The sequence below is a fragment of the Dokdonella koreensis DS-123 genome, from assembly GCF_001632775.1.
Classification (GTDB): Bacteria; Pseudomonadota; Gammaproteobacteria; order Xanthomonadales; family Rhodanobacteraceae; genus Dokdonella; species Dokdonella koreensis.
The window spans coordinates 3,689,913-3,707,240 of record NZ_CP015249.1 but is presented as its reverse complement, the minus strand read 5'-3'; the positions used below and the strand labels follow the sequence as shown (position 1 = coordinate 3,707,240).

The following is a 17,328-nucleotide window of genomic DNA, read 5'->3' as shown; positions in this document are numbered from 1 at the left end:
CGGTGCATTAGCCATTGGTCGAATGGACGGCGCCGGTGCCTGCTGCCGGCAGGTCCGCATGGGCGCGCAGGATGGTGGCAGGCGGCCCGCCGGGACCGGCCGCCGCCGTGGAACGAATCGGTGCAGGCGCCGCGGTGCTCTACAGCCAGCGCGCCCGGCGCAGCAACAGGAACAGGCCGCCGCAGATCGAGACGGTCAGCGCGATCATCGCCGGGTAGCCCCAGGGCTTGTCGAGCTCGGGCATCTGGTGGAAGTTCATCCCGTACCAGCTGGTCATCAGGGTCGGCGCGGCGAGCAGCGCCGCCCAGCCCGCCAGGCGCTTGACGACTTCGTTCTGCGAGGCGCCGACCACGGCGGCATTGATGCTGATCGCCGCCGAGAGCATCTCGCGCATCGTGTCGATCGATTCGTTGATGCGGATCGCGTGGTCGGAGACGTCGCGGAAGTACGGCCGGACCTCGTCGCGGATCAGGCCCGGGTACAGGCGTACCAGCTGGTTGAGCATGTCCTGCAGCGGTGCCACCGCCAGCCGCAGCGAGACCAGCTCCTTCTTCAGTTCGTACAGGCTGCGGATCGTCTGGCGCTTGAAGGTGTCCTGGAAGATGTCGTCCTCCAGGTCCTGCAGCTGCTCGCGGAAGTTGCGGACGATCGGCAAGATGTTGTCGACGATGAAGTCGAGCACCGAGTACAGGCCGTAGCTGGGGCCGAGCGCGAGCAGGTCGGGTGTCTGCTCGCAGCCGCGCCGGGCCGGCGCGTACGACAGCGACGCGCCGTGGCGGATCGTCACGATGTAGTTGCGGCCCAGGAACACATGGGTCTCGCCGAACTCGATCCGCCCGCTGACGAACTGCGCGGTCTGCGCGACGATGAACAGCGAGTCGCCGTAGCTCTCGATCTTGGGGCGCTGGTGCGCGTTGTTGGCGTCCTCGATGGCGAGGTCGTGCAGGCCGAATTCCTCCTGCAGCTTGTCGAGCAGCTGGGCGTCCGGCTCGTGGAGCCCGACCCAGACGAACTGGTCGGGCCGTTCGAGCACGTCGCTGATCTCGTCGATCGTGATGTCGCCGACGCGACGGCCCTGGTTGGAGTACGCCACGCAGTTGACGACCATCGGGGTCTGCGGGCGCGGCGCCTCGGCGGTGACGGGGGCGGGAGCTTCGGCCATGGGCCGATCATGCCGCTTCGGGGTCGTCTCCGGCAATGTTCGCCGCGGCCCGGCCGGGCGCCGGCTGGCGCCACAGCGCCAGCGCCAGCGCGACATGGATCGGTACGAGCAGGGCGATCCAATGGCCGTTCTGCTGGACGAACCACGGCAGCACCTTGGAGAACACCGCGAAACCCGCCGCGAGCAGCACCAGCAGCATCAGCATCCGTGCGACGCGGCCCGGCCGCCAGGCCGGTCGCATCGCCGCCCACCAAGTCGGCAGCAGCGCGAGGCAGAGCGGGTCGAGCAGCAGCAGGTTCTCGTTGCGCCAGGCCGCACGGTGCTCGGTGAAGCCCCACAGCAGGGCCAGCACCAGGCCACCGAGGCCGGCGGCCAGCGCGACCAGCAGCGCGGCGAGCGAGAAGCCGATCCGTGCGGCGCGGTAGCGGCGGGCGCGGGCCAGCGCGGTCAATGCCAGGCCGATGCCGATGCCGCCCGCCAGGAACGGCCAGCGCAGGTCGGCCGGCAGCTCGGGAGGAGCGGCGATCCGGTTCTCGGCCAGCGTGTCCTCGGCCATCACCAGCGGGCGGGTGGCGCCGGCGTCGTCGACGATGCGGGCATCGCGCACGACGGACGCCAGCGTCATCGGCACGAAGCTCTCCTGCCAGAAGTCCAGCCGCTGGTCGGCGAACGGCCCGAGGCCGAGGTCGACCACGTGCATCAGCCACGGCTGCGGCGCGAGCAGGCGGACGGCGTCCATGCGATAGGTGTAGCCGCGCGACCGCCCGCGCGACTGGTCGCGCAGCGCGCCGCCGAGCGCGCGGTCGATCGCGTCGCGAATGCGGGTCGAGCAGTTGGAGGTGAAGTAGTCGTAGTCGTAGCGTGCGTGGGCCGGCTGCACGTTCCATTCGAGGAAATCGCGCAAGGCGGCCCGCTGTGCCGGGGCCAGGTCCAGCTGCTGCTCGACCGCGCCGCGGCCGGCGGCGACATAGGCCGGCAGGTCCTCGTCCAGCGGCCAGGCGCCGACGTGGTAGGTCATGCGGCCGCGGACGAAGTTCCAGAAGAAGTCGTCCTCGGCGAAATCGAACATGCCGTAGTTGTAGACGAGGGCTTCGCCGGTGGCGCGATCGCGGACGAGCAGCGCGTTGTGGCCGAAGCGCTCCCAGTACAGCTCGCCGGGGCCGTAGGTGAGCAGGCTGATCTGCAGCGTCTCGCCGGGCTCGGCGGCGTCCGCGGCGGGCACCCGCATCAGGACGGCCAGCAGCGCCAGCCAGGCCCATGCGCCCAGCCGCAGCGCCAGGCCGCCGCGTCGGGACGCAGGCCGGATCACGCGACGTGCATCCGGACCGCGAACTGCTGGACGCGCCGGGCGTCGCCCTTCATGACCTGGAAATGGAAGCCGCCGAGGTCCGCCTCGTCGCCGGGCTGGGGCAGGTGGCCGACGGTCGCCGCGATCATGCCGCCGACGGTGTCGTACTCCTCGTCGTTGAACTCGCTGCCGAAGCGCTCGTTGAACGCGGCGATCGGGGTCTGGGCGTCGACCAGGAAGGTGCCGTCCGGCGAGACCCGGATCAGCGTCTGGCGGTCGTCGTCGTCATCGTGTTCGTCGTCGATGTCGCCGACGATCTGCTCGAGCACGTCCTCGATCGTGACGATGCCGGCGACACCGCCGTACTCGTCGACGACGATCGCCATGTGATGGCGCGACAGCCGGAATTCCTTGAGCAGGATGTTCAGGCGCTTGGACTCGGGGATCAGGATCACCGAGCGCAGCAGCGGCCGGATCTCGCCGGGCGCGTCGCCGGTCTGGGTGAAGCAGCGCAGCAGGTCCTTCGCCAGCAGGATGCCGAGGATCTCGTCGCGGTCGTCGCCGTGGACGGGGAAGCGCGAATGCCCCGATTCGATGACGGTCTGGACGATCTCCGGAAGCGGATCGTCGACGGCGATCGAGACCATCTGTGCGCGCGGGACCATGACGTCGGCCACCTTGAGGTCCGTGACCTCGATGGCACCCTCGATCATCGCCAGCGTATCGTTGGAGATCAGTCCGGTGGACTGGGCGTGACGGAGCTCGTCGATCAGCTCCTCACGGCTGCGCAGCTCGCCGCTCAGCACCTGGAAAATACGGCCGAACCAGGTCCGGGGCGGTCTACTCGGGGGATCCTCGCTCATTCTCGACGGGGGCGGCGCCACGGGGGCGGGACCGCGGAGTGTAGCAAACTCGCTTTACAGCGCTTTTCGCGTTCCCGCAGGCCCCGGACCGGCCGCGTGGCCGGCCCGGAGCGGGCGGTGATCCTTACTCGGGACGCCGGAAGTCGGCGCCCGGCTTCCACTGGGGATAGGTCGATTCGCCGGCCAGCTTGCCGCCGACGGCGTAGAGCAGCTGCAGGTCCTCGATCGTGCCGCTGAGGTCCCAGGCCGGGTCGTACTCGTCGGCCGGCTTGTGGTAGCGGTGGGCGGTGTAGTCGGCCTTGGCCTTGGCGCCGGCTTCGGAGCCGCCCTCGACCAGGTCCTGGCCGCCGGAGGCGTACAGCGCCGGCACGCCGCCGCGCGCGAAGTTGACGTGGTCGGATCGGAAGAAGAAGCCCTTCTCCGGCGAAGCGTCGCCGGTGATGGTCCGGTTCTGGGCGGCGGCGGCCTCGGTGACGTAGGCGTCCAGTTCCGATTGGCCCAGGCCGATCACGTTGACGTCCTTGCTGCGGCCGATGATCGGTAGCGCGTCGATGTTGATGTTGGCCACGGTCTTGGCCAGCGGATAGGCCGGGTGGGCGGCGTAGTAGGCCGAGCCGAGCAGGCCCGATTCCTCCAGCGTGACGGCCAGGAACAGGATCGAGCGCTGCGGCGCCGGCTGCTGGTGCTTGAACGCCTCGGCGATCTCCAGCAGGGCGGCCACGCCGGTGGCGTTGTCGATCGCGCCGTTGTAGATCTGGTCGCCCTGGAGGTGCTCGTCCTTGCCCAGGTGGTCCCAGTGGGCGGTGTAGACGATGACCTCGTCGGCACGCGTGGTGCCGGGCAGCAGCGCGAGCACGTTCTCGGAGCTGGAACGCGTCACCGTGTTGCTGAAGCGGGCCGAGAGCGTGGTGCCGAGATCGACCGGCTTGAAGCCGCGCACGTCCGCGGACTTCTTCAGCGCGTCGAAGTCCTTGCCGGCGGCGGCGAACAACCGCCGCGCGGCGTCGCCGGTCAGCCAGCCGGCGGCCTTCAGGCGCGGCGCCGGGTCCTCGCTGGCGGGCAGGCTCTGCTGGGGACCGCTCCAGCCGCTCTGCACGACACTCCACGGATAGCCGGCACCAGCGTCCTCATGGACGATCAGCGCGGCGGCCGCGCCCTTGCGCGCGGCTTCCTCGAACTTGTAGGTCCAGCGGCCGTAGTAGGTCAGCGCACGGCCCTTGAACAGGTCCGGATCCTGCGAGCCCCAGCCCGGGTCGTTGACCAGCACGACGATCGTCTTGCCCTTGACGTCGACGCCGTCGAAATCGTTCCACTGCTGGTCCGGCGCATCGACGCCGTAGCCGAGGAAGAGCACGTCGCTGTCCTTGAGCTCGACATCGAGGCTGCCGTCGAGGGTGCCGATCACCATGTCGCTGCCGAACGCGAAGCGCGCCTCGCCGGCGCTGCCCTTGACGTCCAGCGCGACCTGGTCGGCGTCGACCAGGGTGGTCTCGACCATCGGCACGGTCTGGAACCAGCTGCCGTTGTTGCCGGGCTTCAGGCCGATCTGCTCGAACTGGTCCTTGAGGTAGGCCGTCGTCAGGCGCTCGCCGACGGTGCCGGGCTTGCGCCCCTCGAACGCGTCCGACGCGAGCTTCTGCACGCGCGCGGCGAAATCCTCGGCGGTGATCGCCGGGCTCCAGGCGCCTTCGGCCGTCGGCACCACCGGCTGGCGCGGCTGCGCGGCCGCCGGTGCGGTGGTGGCCGGTGTCGACGCCGGTGCCGGCGCCTGTTCGCGCTGGCAGGCGACGAGGCCGAGCGCCAGCAGGCTGGCGGCGGCGCTGGCGGGGAGGATGGGACGCATGGGATTCTCCGCGGCGAAAACGGCGATTCTACCCGGCCGCGCCGGTTTGTCCGGTGGATTCGGTGCGCGTGCCCGCAAGGCCGGGCGGCGCGGTGCCGGTCGATTCAGCCGGGCGGGCCGGGCTCGGCGACCGGTGGCGGGGCGGCGTCGGTGGCCGGGATGCGGGCGAAGCGGGCGGTGACCCGCCAGCCGAGCAGCAGGCCCGCGGCCAGCAGCGCCGCCGACAGCACGAACGCCGCGCCGGGCAGGTGCAGGTTCGCCTGCGGGCCGATGAAGGTGGCGAAGACCTGGGTGAACAGGAACGGCCCGAAGATCGTCGCCAGGCCCGCCAGGCCGCTGATCGCCCCCTGCAGGCGGCCCTGCTCGTGCGGGTCGACCTGCTGGGTCAGGATCGCCTGCGCCGGCGGCCCGCCGAGTCCGGCCAGCGCCAGCAGCGGGATGCCGGCCAGGAACACCAGCGGCGTCGCGCCGAGCCCGAACAGCAGGAAGCCGGCGATGCCGAAGGCGAGACCGCTCAGCATGAGACGGCGTTCACCGAAGCGGCGCACCAGCCGCCCGACCAGGCCGGCCTGGACGATGCCGCTGCACAGGCCGACCAGGGCGAGCGTGTAGCCCACCTCTTGCGGGCCCCACTGGAAGCGGTAGTCGGCGAACAGGACGAAGGTCGAGTTCAGCGAGAACTGCGCGAACTGGGTCAGGAAGATCACGACCACCAGGCCCAGCGCGTGCGGGTAGCGGCGCAGCATGCGCAGCGCGCCGAGCGGGTTGGCGCCCTTGAGGTCGAAGCGCGGCGTGCGCCGTTCCGGCGGCAGCGACTCGGGCAGGATCAGCCAGCCGTAGACGAAGTTGGCCAGCGCCAGGGCGCCGGCCACCCAGAACGGCAGCCGCGGCGAGATGCCGCCGAGGAAGCCGCCGAGCGCGGGGCCGATCACGAAGCCGATGCCGAAGGCGGCGCCGAGCAGGCCGAATGCGGCCGCCCGCTTCTCCCGCGGCGTCACGTCGGCGATGTAGGCATTGGCGGTCGTGAAGCTGGCGGCCGTGATGCCCGAGACGAGGCGGCCGATGAACAGCACCGGCAGCGTCTGCGCCAGCGCCATCACGATGAAGTCCAGGCCCAGGCCCAGGTTCGACGCCAGGATCACCGGTCGGCGGCCGAACCGGTCCGACAGCGCGCCCTGGATCGGCGAGAACACGAACTGCATCAACCCGAACAGCGCGCCGAACAAGCCGGTCCACTGGGTGGCCACGGCGATGTCGCCGCCGACCATCGCCTGCACCAGGTGTGGCAGCACCGGGATGATCAGCCCGAACGCCAGCATGTCCAGCACGACCGTGACGAAGATGAAGATCACCGCGGCGCGACGCACGGGGACGACGGTGTCTGGGGCGTTCAAGGGCGATGGCCGATCGGTTCGGAAAACGCCGGGCAGCGCCGGCGCGCGCGAATTGTACGTGATGGGGTACCGCTCAGCGGCGCCCGTTGCCGTCGATGAAGCGCAGGAACTCAGCGCGCGTCCGGGCATCCTCGCGGAAGTCGCCGAGCATCTGGCTGGTGACCATCGACACGCCGCGCTTGTGCACGCCGCGGGTCGTCATGCACTGGTGGATCGCGTCGACGACCACGCCGACGCCGCGTGGCCGCAGCACGTCCTCGATGCAATGGGCGATCTGCGCGGTCAGCTTCTCCTGCACCTGGAAACGCCGCGCGAAACCGTCGACGACGCGCGCCAGCTTGCTGATCCCGACGACCTTGCTCGTCGGCAGGTAGCCGATGTGCGCGCGGCCGATGATCGGCGCCATGTGGTGCTCGCAGTACGATTCGAACTCGATGTCGCGCAGCACGATCATCTCGTCGTAGCCGGCGACCTCCTCGAACGTGCGGCGCAGGTACGCGGCCGGATCGACCGCGTAGCCGGAGAACCAGTCGGCATAGGCGTCGACGACGCGCTTGGGCGTATCGGCCAGGCCCTCGCGCGAGGGGTCCTCGCCGGCCCAGCGCAGCAGCGTGCGCACGGCCTCCTCGGCCGCGCTGCGGGTGACCGCGGGATCGGATGGCGTCATCGGCGGATCCTCAGGGCGCCTTGGCGGCGGGCGTGGGCCGCTCGGGCTTGAACAACGGATGGTTGGTGGCCCAGGGGAGGTCCGGCAGCTGCTTGGCCTTGAAGCGGTCGTAGAACTCGCGGTACAGCGCCTGCCGGGTGGCGTCGCGGCTGCTGACTGCGCCGAAGAGCGCCGCGGCCTGCGTTTCCTCGGCCTCCTTCCACTTGCCGTTGGCGGCCAGGGCCAGCGCATAGGCTTCGGCCACTTCGCCGGCGCCGCTGATCTTGTAGAGCCGTTCACCGTCGGTGAGCGCCTTGCGCCGCTGTTCGGCCGTGGCGCCGCGGCAGGTGCTGGCCGCACGCACCGACAGCTGGATCACGAAGCCGTAGTCGGGCCGGGTGGCGAGCACCTCGTTCATTTCGCGCAATCCCTCCACGCAGCGGCCGGCGGCGGCCTCGGCGGCCAGCAACTGCGCCCAGCCTTCGCCGTCGTTGGGATGCAGCTTCGTCAGCGCGCGGAACTGGGCGACCGCATCGGCCGGCCGGCCGGTCCGCATCAGCAGCGAACCCAGCCGCAGGCGGGCCTCGGACAGCGCCGGGTCGGCGGCGATCGCCTTCTGGAACGCGGTCTGGGCGCCGACGTCGTCCACCGCCATTTCCTGGATCGCGCCCTGCGTCAGCAGCAGCAGGGCGTTGTCCGGCTGTGTTCCCAGCGCGGCCTGGACGCGCTGGCGGGCTGCATCGATACGGCCTTCCACCGCGTCGATGCGCGCACGCAGCGCGATCGCCCCGGCATCGGCGGGCTTGCGGCGCAAGGCGGCGTCGGCGCTTTCGCGGGCGGCGTCGTAGCGGCCGACCGAGACGAAGAACGTCGCCGAGTTCAGGTCGATCGCGAACGGTTCGACGGCTTCGAGGCCGGGACCGCCGAACAATCCCTCGGCGAGCGGGTCGTTGAGCCTGACCGGAACCTCGCCGGCCTTGGCGCGTGCCTCTCCGGCGGCAGCGGCGTTGCCGGCGCCCTGGTAGGCCTCGGCCAGCGAGCGGTACAGGCGCGTGGCCGGCGGATCGAGCCGCAGCGCCTGCTGGTACTGGGTCACCGCCTCGGGATAGCGCTTCTGGCGCAGCGCGATGTCGCCGAGCAGGGCGTAGGCCAGCGGCTGGTCCTGGCGCTTGGCGACGTAGTCGGCGAGCAGCTTGCGGGCGGCATCGAGCTCGCCGGCCTGGATCTGGAGGCTGGCCAGGGCGGCACGGATCGGCAGGTAGTCGGGGGCCACCGCCATCGCCCGCTGGAACTGGGTCCGCGCCGTCGCGTCGTCGCCGCGCGCATGCCCCACCAGGCCTTGCGCGTAGATCCAGCGCGGGTCATTGGCCGACAGCTGCTCGGCGTTCCACAGCGCGGTCAGGGCCGGGTCGTACTGGCCGGCACGCACGTAGGCCGAGGCGAGCACCGCGTAGGCCTGGGCGAGCGGCTCGCCGGCCAGCTCGTTGCGGGTCTTGTCGAACGAGGCGCGCGTCTCGCGCAGCCAGGCGGCCTGGGCCGGGGGCAGCCGGGCCACGTCGGGACTCGGCACGGGCCGCAGCACCGGCTGGGCGGCGAGCGGCGGCGCGGCGGATGCGGCCAGGGCGAGCAGCAGGACGGCGACGAATCTGGAGGACATGCGCAGGGGGTTCACGAGGCGGCGGGAAGGGCCGCGGAGTCCGCCAGTCTACCTGCCGGGGCGGTCCGCGGCGACGCCGTGGGACAACCGCCGAGGCGCGATGTTCCTGCCGCCGCGGCCTCTGCTAGATTCCGCCGCTGCCCCTCCGTGCGGAGCCCCCATGCCGGGCCACAACCAGTTCAGCCTGCTGCGCGAGCGGCGCTTCCTACCGTTCTTCGTGACCCAGAGCCTGGGTGCCTTCAACGACAACGTCTATCGCAACGCGATGCTGATGCTGATCGTCTACCAGCTGGGCCTTTCGACCGAGCAGGGGGCCTTGTACGCGAACCTGGCGCCGGCCCTGTTCATCCTGCCGTATTTCCTGTTCTCGGCGACAGCCGGCCAGATCGCGGAAAAGTACGAGAAGGCCGCGTTGATCCGCGTCACGACGACGATGGAGATCGTCATCATGTCGATCGCGGCGATCGGCTTCGTCACCAAGACGCCGGCGATCCTGCTCGGCGCGCTGTTCCTGACCGGCCTGCAGTCGACGCTGTTCGGCCCGGTCAAGTATTCGATCCTGCCGCAGGCGCTCAAGCCCGAGGAGCTGACCGGCGGCAACGGCCTGGTCGAGATGGGAACCTCGATCTCGATCCTGCTCGGCATGATCGTCGGCACCAGCCTGATGCGTGTCGGCACGATCGGTCCGGTGGTCGCCGCCGTGGCGGTGGTCGCGCTGGCGATCAGCGGCTACCTGGTGAGCCGCGCGATCCCGCGGGCCCCGGCGGCGGCGCCTGACCTGAAGATCAGCTGGATCCCGGTGGCCGAGTCGCTCAGCGTCATGCGCCTGGTGCGCAAGCAGCGCGCGGTGCGCAATGCCGTGCTCGGCATTTCCTGGTTCTGGTTCATGGGCACGGCGCTGACCGCCCAGCTGCCGAACTACGCGCAGATCCACCTCGGTGGCGCCGAGAACCTGTACCTGCTGGCGCTGGCGCTGTTCTCGGTCGGGACCGGCCTGGGGTCGCTGCTGTGCGAGAAGCTGTCCGCGCGCACGGTCGAGATCGGCCTGGTGCCGCTCGGCGCGCTCGGCATGACGGTGTTCTGCATCGACCTGTACTTCGCCCGTCCGGGCGAGGCCGCCGCCGCGGGCCTGAGCGTGGCCGAGTTCGTGGCCCAGCCCGGCAGCTGGCGCATCATGGTCGACCTCGCCCTGGTCGGCGTGTTCGCCGGCTTCTACGTCGTCCCGCTGTTCGCGCTGATCCAGAGCCGGACGCCCAAGGACGAGCTGTCGCGCGTGATCGCCGGCCTCAACATCCAGAACGCGGTGTTCATCGTCGCCGCGGCGGTGCTCGGGATCGTCGCCCAGCAGGTGCTGGGCCTTTCGATCCCGCAGGTGTTCCTGGCGGTCGGCGTGCTGACCGCGATCGTCACCGCGGTCATCTTCTCGATCGTGCCCGAGTTCTTCATGCGCTTCCTGAGCTGGGTGCTGACGCGCCTGCTCTATCGCGTCGAGGTGCACGGCGTCGAGGCGCACGTGCCGGACGAAGGGCCGGCCCTGCTGGTCTGCAACCACGTCAGCTACATGGACGCGCTGCTGATCGCCGGGCAGGTGCCCCGGCCGGTGCGCTTCGTGATGTACCACCGGATCTTCGCGATCCCGGTGCTGAGCTGGATCTTCCGCACCGCCAAGGCAATCCCGATCGCCGGGGCGCGGGAAGATCCGGTGCTGATGCAGCGGGCCTTCGACGCCATCGACCAGGCGCTGGCCGACGGCGAGATCGTCGCGATCTTCCCCGAGGGCGCACTGACGAAGGACGGTGCGATCGGGCCGTTCAAGAGCGGCGTGGAGAAGATCCTCGCACGCCGGCCGGTCCCGGTCGTGCCGATGGCGCTGCGCGGCATGTGGGCCAGCATGTGGAGCAAGCGCGATTCGCGCCTGGGGCGGCTGCGCGTGCCGCGGCGCTTCCGCGCACGGGTGGAACTGGTGGCCGCGCCGCCGCTCGCCGCGGCGGATGCGACGGCCGAGACGCTGGAAACGCAGGTCCGTGCGCTGCGTGGCGATGCGGCCTAGCGCGGGATAGCCAGGCCGTGTGCGCATTGCGCACAATGGCGTGCCGGCACGCGCCGCCTTGCCGTGCCGGCGTCTCCGTTCCCGAGGTCCGTCCATGCCCGTGCTCCCCGCTCCGCTCGATTCCTTCCTGACGATCACCGAACTGGACGAAGGCACGACCAGCTTCGGGCCGATGTTCCAGCACAAGTTTCGCGAGACGATTCCCGATTTCCCGTGCCATCTGGGGGTCTTCCTGCGCGTGGACGGGCCGCGGCTGATTCCATTGTCGTATCTGCACTTCCGGCCGTTCGGCGACATCATGCTGGTCGGCGGCGGCTGCACCGACGGGCGCGCGTTCGTGCACATGACGCCGGAGCAGCGCGACCAGGTGACGGCGGCCGGCGGCATCCTGCTGCACAACCTGCGCTACGGTTTCGAGCGTTTCGCGGACCGGTGCGATGCGTTCTTCGGCTACTGCGGCGATCCGCGTGCCTACGCGGTGGACCTGCAGGCCGGCTTCGTGCCGACACCGCATGAGCGGCTGCTCGCCCGCTGGCACCGGCCGCTGGACGAGGTGCGCCGGCGTGCCCTGATCGCCAAGGCGCACGCGATCGGACCGTTCTGAACGGGACGCTCGGTCGCGACGCCGGATTCCGGGCGCTGCCGGCGTGACCCGCAGGCCGTGAGACTGCTGGGTGGTCAGCGCCCGGTTGCGTCGCGCAGGATCGCTTCGAGGTCCTGCGGTGATTTCCAGTGCCAGCCGCGGATGTAGCGCGGCAGCAGCCAGCGGTCGCTGGCCGGCGTGACCGGGCAGGCACCATCGCTCACCGCGGCCAGCATGCCGTGCTCGTCGCCGTGGCGCGGGAAGTACTCGCGCAGCAGGTAGTCCGGCACGTGGCCGAACGGGTAGCAGAACAGGCTGGTGCGCCGCGGCGCCGTGCGCTGGTCGATGTAGCGCGCCGCGTCGGCGACCTCGGCGCGCGCGCGTTCGCGGTCGTCGACCTGGTGGAAATCGCCGCGCGCCATGCCGGCGATGCCGGGGAAGCGGATCGCGTCGTGGTTGTGGTCCCAGCTGTGGTTCTCGATCGCGAAGCGGCCGGAGGCGGCCGCCTGCGCCCACCAGTCCTCGCTCATCCAGCCCTGTCCTGAAAGGCACTGCGCGTCGATGTCGGTTCGCGCCATCGGCGAGGCGACGACGAAGGCGGTCAGGTGCAGGCCCGGCTGCGCATCGGCGCCGCGTTCGGCGATGAAGTCGTCCATGCGCCCCTTCAGGCTGCGCTGCGGTCCCCAGGTGGGATCGCGCAGGTCGCGCACGTCGAAATCGGTGCCGTCGTCGCAGCTCAGCGCGACGCAGCCGGTGAGGTCCTCGTCGCTGCGGCCGAGCAGGCGCGCCACCACCGACTGCAGCGGCACGATGCGCAGGCCCAGGTCGTCGATCAGCCGCAGGTCCTCGCCGAAGGCGACGAGGTCGTTGCCGGCGTAGTCGTTGCCGGCGATGTTCTGGGCGTGGTAGGTCAGGACGGGGACGCGCATCGGTCGGGTCGGCGGGCAGGACGGGCCATGATACGGCGCTGGCCCGCGGCGGAGGAGAATCGGCCGGGCTTGGCCTACAATAGGCGGTTTCTTCCTTACGGAACGCGTACATGGCCACGTCGCCGCTGAATCCCACCGACCTCTACGACGTCCGCTCGCTGCTCAGCGAAGAGGAGCGCATGGTGCAGGACACGGTGGCGCGCTTCACCGACGAGCGCGTGCTGCCGATCATCGGCGACTGCTTCGACCGCGGCCGTTTCCCGACCGAGCTGATTCCGGAGATGGCCGAGCTGGGACTGCTCGGCTCCAGCCTGCCGGTCGAGTACGGCTGCGCCGGCATGAACGGCGTCAGCTACGGCCTGGTCTGCCAGGAGCTGGAGCGCGGCGATTCGGGCCTGCGCAGCTTCGCGTCCGTGCAGTCCTCGCTGTGCATGTATCCGATCTACGCCTACGGCAGCGAGGAACAGCGCCGCCGCTGGCTGCCCGACATGGCGGCCGGCAAGGTCATCGGCTGCTTCGGCCTGACCGAGCCGCAGGGCGGCTCGGACCCCGGCAGCATGCGCACGCATGCGAAGAAGGACGGCGCCGACTGGATCCTCAACGGTTCGAAGATGTGGATCACCAACGGCAACCTTGCGCACATCGCGATCGTCTGGGCGCAGACCGACGAGGGCATCCAGGGCTTCGTGGTCGAGAAGGACTTCCCCGGCTATGCCGCGCAGGAGATCCACAAGAAGATGAGCCTGCGCGCGTCGGTCACCTCGGCGCTGTACTTCGACAACGTCCGCGTGCCGGACGCCAACCGCCTGCCGAACGTCAAGGGCCTCAAGGGGCCGCTCGGCTGCCTGACCCAGGCCCGCTACGGCATCACCTGGGGCCCGATCGGCGCGGCGATCGCCTGCCTGGCCGAGGTGCTGGACTATTCCAAGAGCCGCATCCTGTTCAAGCAGCCGATCGCCGCACGCCAGGCGGTGCAGATCAAGCTGGCCGAGATGGCCCGGCGCATCACGCTGGCCCAGCTGCTGTCGCTGCAGCTCGGCCGCCTCAAGGACGCCGGTGTCATGCAGCCGACCCAGGTCTCGCTGGCCAAGTGGAACAACTGCCGGATGGCGATCGACATCGCGCGCGAGGCACGCGACATCCTCGGCGGGGCCGGCATCACGACCGAGCACTCGCCGATCCGCCACGCGCTGAACCTGGAGTCGGTCATCACCTACGAAGGTACCGAGACCGTCCACCAGCTCGTGGTCGGGCGCGAGCTGACCGGCATCAACGCGTTCTGACCGCCGGCAGCCGCCGGCCCCGTGCCCTGACCATCCCGGACGACCGCCCCCGATGACGCCGCCCGTTCCACGTCTCGAAACCGAGCGCCTGGTCCTGCGCCCGCCGCTGCCCGAGGATTTCGAGGATTTCGCCGCGTTCAGCGCCGACGCGGAGGCGATGCGCCATCTCGGCGGCGTGCAGCCGCGGCCGGTCGCATGGCGCAGCTTCGTCGGCCTGGTCGGCAGCTGGCACGTGCGCGGCTATGCCTTCTTCTCGGTGATCGAGAAGGCGACCGGGCGCTGGGTCGGCCGGCTCGGGCCCTGGATGCCCGAAGGCTGGCCCGGCACCGAGGTGGGCTGGAGCATCGCCCGGCCGTTCTGGGGCCGCGGCTACGCGCCGGAAGGCGCGGCCGCCGCAATCGACTGGGCCTTCGACACGCTCGGCTGGACCGAGGTCGTCCATGCGATCGACGCGGCCAACACCAATTCCAAGGCCGTCGCCACCAAGCTCGGCTCGCGCTACCTGCGCCCGGGCCGCCTGCCGGCGCCGCTGGACCTGGACGTCGAGCTCTGGGGGCAGTCGCGTGAGGAATGGCGTGCACGCCGCGCGGGCGGGACGCCTGCGTGACCACGGTCTACGGCATGGCGCGGTCCGGCAACTGCTACAAGGTGCAGTTGCTGCTCGAGCAGCTCGGCCGGCCGTACCGATGGGTCGAGATCGACAGCGCCGGCGGCCAGACGCGCACGCCGGCGTTCCTCGCGAAGAATCCCAACGGCAAGGTGCCGCTGCTCGAGTGCGACGACGGCCGCCTGCTCGCCGAATCCAACGCGATCCTGTGCTGGCTCGCGGACGGGACGCACTACCTCGCGGCCGATCCCTGGCAGCGCGCGCAGACGCTGCAATGGCTGTTCTTCGAGCAGTACAGCCACGAGCCCTATGTCGCGGTCGCGCGCTTCATCCGCGGCTGGCTGCCCGAGGACCATCCGCGCCGGGCCGAGCTGCCGCGCCTGCTCGAACAGGGATATCGCGCCCTGGACGTGATGGAGCGGCACCTGGACGGCCGTGCGTTCTTCGTCGAAGCCGGCTACGGCGTGGCCGACATCGCGCTGTTCGCCTATACCCATGCGGCCGCCGACGGCGGTTTCGACCTCGCCGGCTATCCGGCGATCACCGGTTGGCTGGCCCGCGTGCGCGCGCAGCCGGGCTTCGTCGAGCAGGCGTGCTGACCGGCGCCCGCGGCGCGCTCGCGCGCGTCAGCGGGGCGCCTCGGCGTAGCGCGCCGCATCCTCGGGGCGATTCCAGGCGAGGTAGAGCGCGCGCAGCGCTTCGCGGCTGAGCGGCAGGCGGCTGTTGTCCGGCCCGCGCGTGGCGATCTTCATGTCGATCGACCGCAGCAGCGCCTGCTCGGCCTCGGCATAGCGGCCGAGCCGGGTCAGGGCCTTGCCGAGGCCGGTCAGGATCTCGGCTTCGGTCGGGTGCGGCTCGGGGTAGACGCGTCCGGCGGCGGCGAGCGCTTCCTGCTGCGCGCGCAGCGACGCCTCGGCCTGGCCATCGTCGAGCAGCCAGTTCGCGAAGTTGTGGCGGGTCATGATCGAACTGGGGTGGTCGGTGCCGTACAGCCGCAGCGTGCCCTCCATCGCACGCCGGTAGTACGGCCCGGATTCGGCGATCTTGCCCTGCTGCCGCAAGGCGCCGCCGAGGTTCCCGACGATCGTCAGCGTGTAGCCGTTGTCGGCCCCGTGCTGGCGCTCGGTCGGTTCCAGCAGGCTGCGCAGCTCGCGCTCGCCGTCGGCGAAACGGCGCGCCTGCAGGTAGAACACGGCCAGGCTGTTGCGCATCGTCAGCGTCGCCGGATGGTCGGCGCCGAGCCGCGCGCTGCGCCGCTCGATCAGCTCGCGCAGCATCGCGATCGCCTCGTCGAACCGGTCCAGGTCCGCCAGCGTGATGGCCAGCGCGACGCGTGCGTTCATGGTGAAGCCGTCATCGTCGCCGAGCGTCTCGCGCAGGCCGGCCGCCGCCAGCACCAGCTCGGCATGCGCCTCCTCCGAGCGTCCGAGGCTGCGCAGGGCCTGACCCTGCAACTGTCGCAGGCGCAGCGTCAGCGGTGCGTCGCTGCCGGCGGCGAGGACGGCGGCCGCGACCGCCGGGCGCAGCAGCTTCTCGGCCTCGTCGGCCTTGCCGGTGGAGATCAGGGCATCGCCGTAGGCGAGCAGGGTCGACAGCGCCTCGACGCTGCCGGCGCCGTAGCGCGCGACCGCGCTGTCCCTGGCCTGCGTGGCGTGTTCCAGCGCGCGCGGGTAGTCCGCCAGGCCCAGGTAGCTGTTGGCGATGACGGTGCGGATCTGTGCCAGCACCTCGGGCTGCGCGGCCAGCTCGCGCGCGGCGCGGGCGGCCGCCTCGTCGAGCACCTTGCGCAGCAGCGTCTTGTCCAGGTCGCGCGCGATCTCCGGGTCCACGCTCGACAGCACCGTGGACAGGAACTCGGCGGTGACGCGGCTGCGCGCGGCTTCCCGCTCGGCCCTGGCCAGCGACCACAGCGTGGCGCCGAGTCCGCCGAGGACCGTGAGCGTGATCGCCACGCCGAAGGCGACGCCGGCGCGGTTGCGGCGGATGTACTTGCGCAGCCGGTAGCGGCGCGTCCGCGGCACCGCCTTCAGCGGCCGCTGCCACAGGTAGCGCTGCACGTCGTCGGCCAGGGCCGCGGCCGAGGCATAGCGGCGGTTGCGGTCCGGATCCAGCGCGCAGGCCAGCAGGTGGCGCAGCTCCAGCGGCATCGCCTGCAGGCCCGGGTCGGTCGTGCCGTCGATCGAGGCGCGCAGGCGCGCGTGCAGCTCGCTCGGGCGCTGCGTCGGTTCGACGGGGAGGCGCGGGTCGGGCAGCAGCAGGCGCAGCAGGATCATGCCGAGGCTGTAGACGTCGCTGCGGGCATCGATGGCCGCATGGCCCTCGGCGAACTGCTCCGGGCTCATGTAGTCGGTCGTGCCGGCGCGCAGCACCGAGCCGGCCCCGTCGCCGTCGACGCCGATCGCGATGCCGAAGTCGATCAGCTTCGGATGCGGCTGGCCGTCGATCTCGGTGACCAGCACGTTGTCGGGCTTGAGGTCGCGGTGCACGATGCCGCGCTCGTGAGCGTGCTGGACGCCACGCGTCAGTGCGGCGAACACCTGCAGGCGGGTGGCGAGGTCCGGCCGCGTCTCGCGGTTCCACGCGCTCAGCGAGACGCCGTCCACGTACTCCATGGCGAAGTACGGATAGCCCTGCGCGGTGCGGCCGGCATCGTAGACGCGTGCGATGGCCGGGTGCTCCATGCGCGCCAGCGCCTGCCGCTCGATCTCGAAGTAGGCCAGCGCCAGGCTGTCGGCGATCTGGCGGCGGATCAGCTTGACGGCGACGCGGCGGCGGATCGGCTCGACCTGCTCGGCCAGGAACACCTGGCCCATGCCGCCTTCGCCGATGAACGTCAGCAGCGCATACGGGCCGATGCGCGATCCCGGGCCGATCTCGTCCATGCCGGAGGCCACGGCCTGGCCGGCATCGAGGATATGCGTGCGGTCGTCCTCGCCGGAGGACGGGCCCGATGCGGCCATGGGTGCCCCTGTGTCGTTGGCCCGGTTCCGCGGCAGGGGCCGGGCCGGCGGCTGCGCCGGCCG

The 17,328-nt window shown here is 70.9% G+C and carries 14 protein-coding genes; 5 read left to right on the top strand and 9 right to left on the bottom strand.

Annotated features, from left to right (window positions below; all coding sequences use genetic code 11):
• Nucleotides 1-139: 139 nt before the first annotated feature.
• From I596_RS15195 to I596_RS15165, 7 genes are all read right to left on the bottom strand, one after another.
• Nucleotides 140-1,162, bottom strand: coding sequence for a magnesium and cobalt transport protein CorA (locus tag I596_RS15195; RefSeq protein ID WP_067649807.1), 1,023 nt, complete (start codon nt 1,160-1,162; stop codon nt 140-142).
• A gap of 7 nt (nt 1,163-1,169) precedes the next feature.
• On the bottom strand, nt 1,170-2,471 hold the full coding sequence (locus tag I596_RS15190; RefSeq protein ID WP_083965627.1) for a lipoprotein N-acyltransferase Lnb domain-containing protein: 1,302 nt from the start codon (nt 2,469-2,471) through the stop codon (nt 1,170-1,172).
• Complete coding sequence (locus I596_RS15185; protein ID WP_067649804.1) at nt 2,468-3,313, bottom strand: CorC family transporter; 846 nt, start codon at nt 3,311-3,313, stop codon at nt 2,468-2,470. Before I596_RS15185 ends, I596_RS15190 begins: the two co-directional genes overlap by 4 nt.
• Nucleotides 3,314-3,437: 124 nt before the next feature.
• Nucleotides 3,438-5,156, bottom strand: coding sequence for a M28 family metallopeptidase (locus I596_RS15180; protein WP_067649801.1), 1,719 nt, complete (start codon nt 5,154-5,156; stop codon nt 3,438-3,440).
• Between the two features lie 104 nt (nt 5,157-5,260).
• The gene (locus I596_RS15175) at nt 5,261-6,550 is read right to left on the bottom strand and encodes a TCR/Tet family MFS transporter (RefSeq protein ID WP_067649798.1); all 1,290 of its coding nucleotides are present in this window, start codon (nt 6,548-6,550) and stop codon (nt 5,261-5,263) included.
• Nucleotides 6,551-6,623: 73 nt separating this feature from the next.
• Nucleotides 6,624-7,217 carry a GTP cyclohydrolase I FolE gene (gene folE / locus I596_RS15170; protein ID WP_067649795.1) on the bottom strand — a complete coding sequence of 198 codons (594 nt, stop codon included), beginning with the start codon at nt 7,215-7,217 and terminating at the stop codon, nt 6,624-6,626.
• A gap of 10 nt (nt 7,218-7,227) precedes the next feature.
• Entirely contained in the window at nt 7,228-8,853 is a 1,626-nt protein-coding gene (locus tag I596_RS15165) for a tetratricopeptide repeat protein (RefSeq protein WP_067649792.1), read from the bottom strand.
• Between the two features lie 160 nt (nt 8,854-9,013).
• Here I596_RS15165 and I596_RS15160 point away from each other — a divergent pair, with 160 nt between their 5' ends.
• Together I596_RS15160 and I596_RS15155 are read left to right on the top strand one after the other, a co-directional pair.
• A complete protein-coding gene (locus tag I596_RS15160) occupies nt 9,014-10,903 on the top strand; it encodes an MFS transporter (protein ID WP_067649790.1) in 1,890 nt (629 codons plus the stop codon).
• Between the two features lie 94 nt (nt 10,904-10,997).
• Nucleotides 10,998-11,507 (top strand): hypothetical protein, encoded by a 510-nt coding sequence (locus I596_RS15155; RefSeq protein WP_067649788.1) that lies wholly within the window; start codon nt 10,998-11,000, stop codon nt 11,505-11,507.
• A gap of 74 nt (nt 11,508-11,581) precedes the next feature.
• On the opposite strand, the gene I596_RS15150 is transcribed toward I596_RS15155, so the two are convergent.
• On the bottom strand, nt 11,582-12,415 hold the full coding sequence (locus tag I596_RS15150; RefSeq protein ID WP_067649785.1) for a polysaccharide deacetylase family protein: 834 nt from the start codon (nt 12,413-12,415) through the stop codon (nt 11,582-11,584).
• Between the two features lie 110 nt (nt 12,416-12,525).
• Here I596_RS15150 and I596_RS15145 point away from each other — a divergent pair, with 110 nt between their 5' ends.
• From I596_RS15145 to I596_RS15135, 3 genes are read left to right on the top strand one after another with little or no spacing between them, the layout of a single operon-like run.
• Nucleotides 12,526-13,698, top strand: a complete 1,173-nt coding sequence (locus tag I596_RS15145) for an acyl-CoA dehydrogenase family protein (RefSeq protein WP_067649782.1) — start codon at nt 12,526-12,528, stop codon at nt 13,696-13,698.
• Nucleotides 13,699-13,750: 52 nt separating this feature from the next.
• Complete coding sequence (locus I596_RS15140) at nt 13,751-14,305, top strand: GNAT family N-acetyltransferase (RefSeq protein ID WP_067649779.1); 555 nt, start codon at nt 13,751-13,753, stop codon at nt 14,303-14,305.
• On the top strand, nt 14,302-14,904 hold the full coding sequence (locus I596_RS15135) for a glutathione S-transferase family protein (RefSeq protein WP_257722433.1): 603 nt from the start codon (nt 14,302-14,304) through the stop codon (nt 14,902-14,904). The genes I596_RS15140 and I596_RS15135 overlap by 4 nt, the downstream gene beginning before the upstream one ends.
• A 27-nt stretch (nt 14,905-14,931) precedes the next feature.
• On the opposite strand, the gene I596_RS15130 is transcribed toward I596_RS15135, so the two are convergent.
• Nucleotides 14,932-17,265: a serine/threonine-protein kinase gene (locus I596_RS15130; protein WP_083965625.1), complete on the bottom strand. Its 2,334-nt coding sequence runs from the start codon at nt 17,263-17,265 to the stop codon at nt 14,932-14,934.
• Nucleotides 17,266-17,328 lie beyond the last annotated feature (63 nt).

Excerpts from the sequence above, each read along its gene's own strand:
- I596_RS15160 (WP_067649790.1), top strand. The coding sequence starts at position 9,014 with ATGCCGGGCCACAACCAGTTCAGCCTGCTGCGCGAGCGGCGCTTCCTA.
- folE (WP_067649795.1), bottom strand. The coding sequence starts at position 7,217 with ATGACGCCATCCGATCCCGCGGTCACCCGCAGCGCGGCCGAGGAGGCC.
- I596_RS15150 (WP_067649785.1), bottom strand. The coding sequence starts at position 12,415 with ATGCGCGTCCCCGTCCTGACCTACCACGCCCAGAACATCGCCGGCAAC.
- I596_RS15155 (WP_067649788.1), top strand. The coding sequence starts at position 10,998 with ATGCCCGTGCTCCCCGCTCCGCTCGATTCCTTCCTGACGATCACCGAA.
- I596_RS15130 (WP_083965625.1), bottom strand. The coding sequence starts at position 17,265 with ATGGCCGCATCGGGCCCGTCCTCCGGCGAGGACGACCGCACGCATATC.
- I596_RS15165 (WP_067649792.1), bottom strand. The coding sequence starts at position 8,853 with ATGTCCTCCAGATTCGTCGCCGTCCTGCTGCTCGCCCTGGCCGCATCC.
- I596_RS15195 (WP_067649807.1), bottom strand. The coding sequence starts at position 1,162 with ATGGCCGAAGCTCCCGCCCCCGTCACCGCCGAGGCGCCGCGCCCGCAG.
- I596_RS15140 (WP_067649779.1), top strand. The coding sequence starts at position 13,751 with ATGACGCCGCCCGTTCCACGTCTCGAAACCGAGCGCCTGGTCCTGCGC.
- I596_RS15145 (WP_067649782.1), top strand. The coding sequence starts at position 12,526 with ATGGCCACGTCGCCGCTGAATCCCACCGACCTCTACGACGTCCGCTCG.
- I596_RS15180 (WP_067649801.1), bottom strand. The coding sequence starts at position 5,156 with ATGCGTCCCATCCTCCCCGCCAGCGCCGCCGCCAGCCTGCTGGCGCTC.
- I596_RS15185 (WP_067649804.1), bottom strand. The coding sequence starts at position 3,313 with ATGAGCGAGGATCCCCCGAGTAGACCGCCCCGGACCTGGTTCGGCCGT.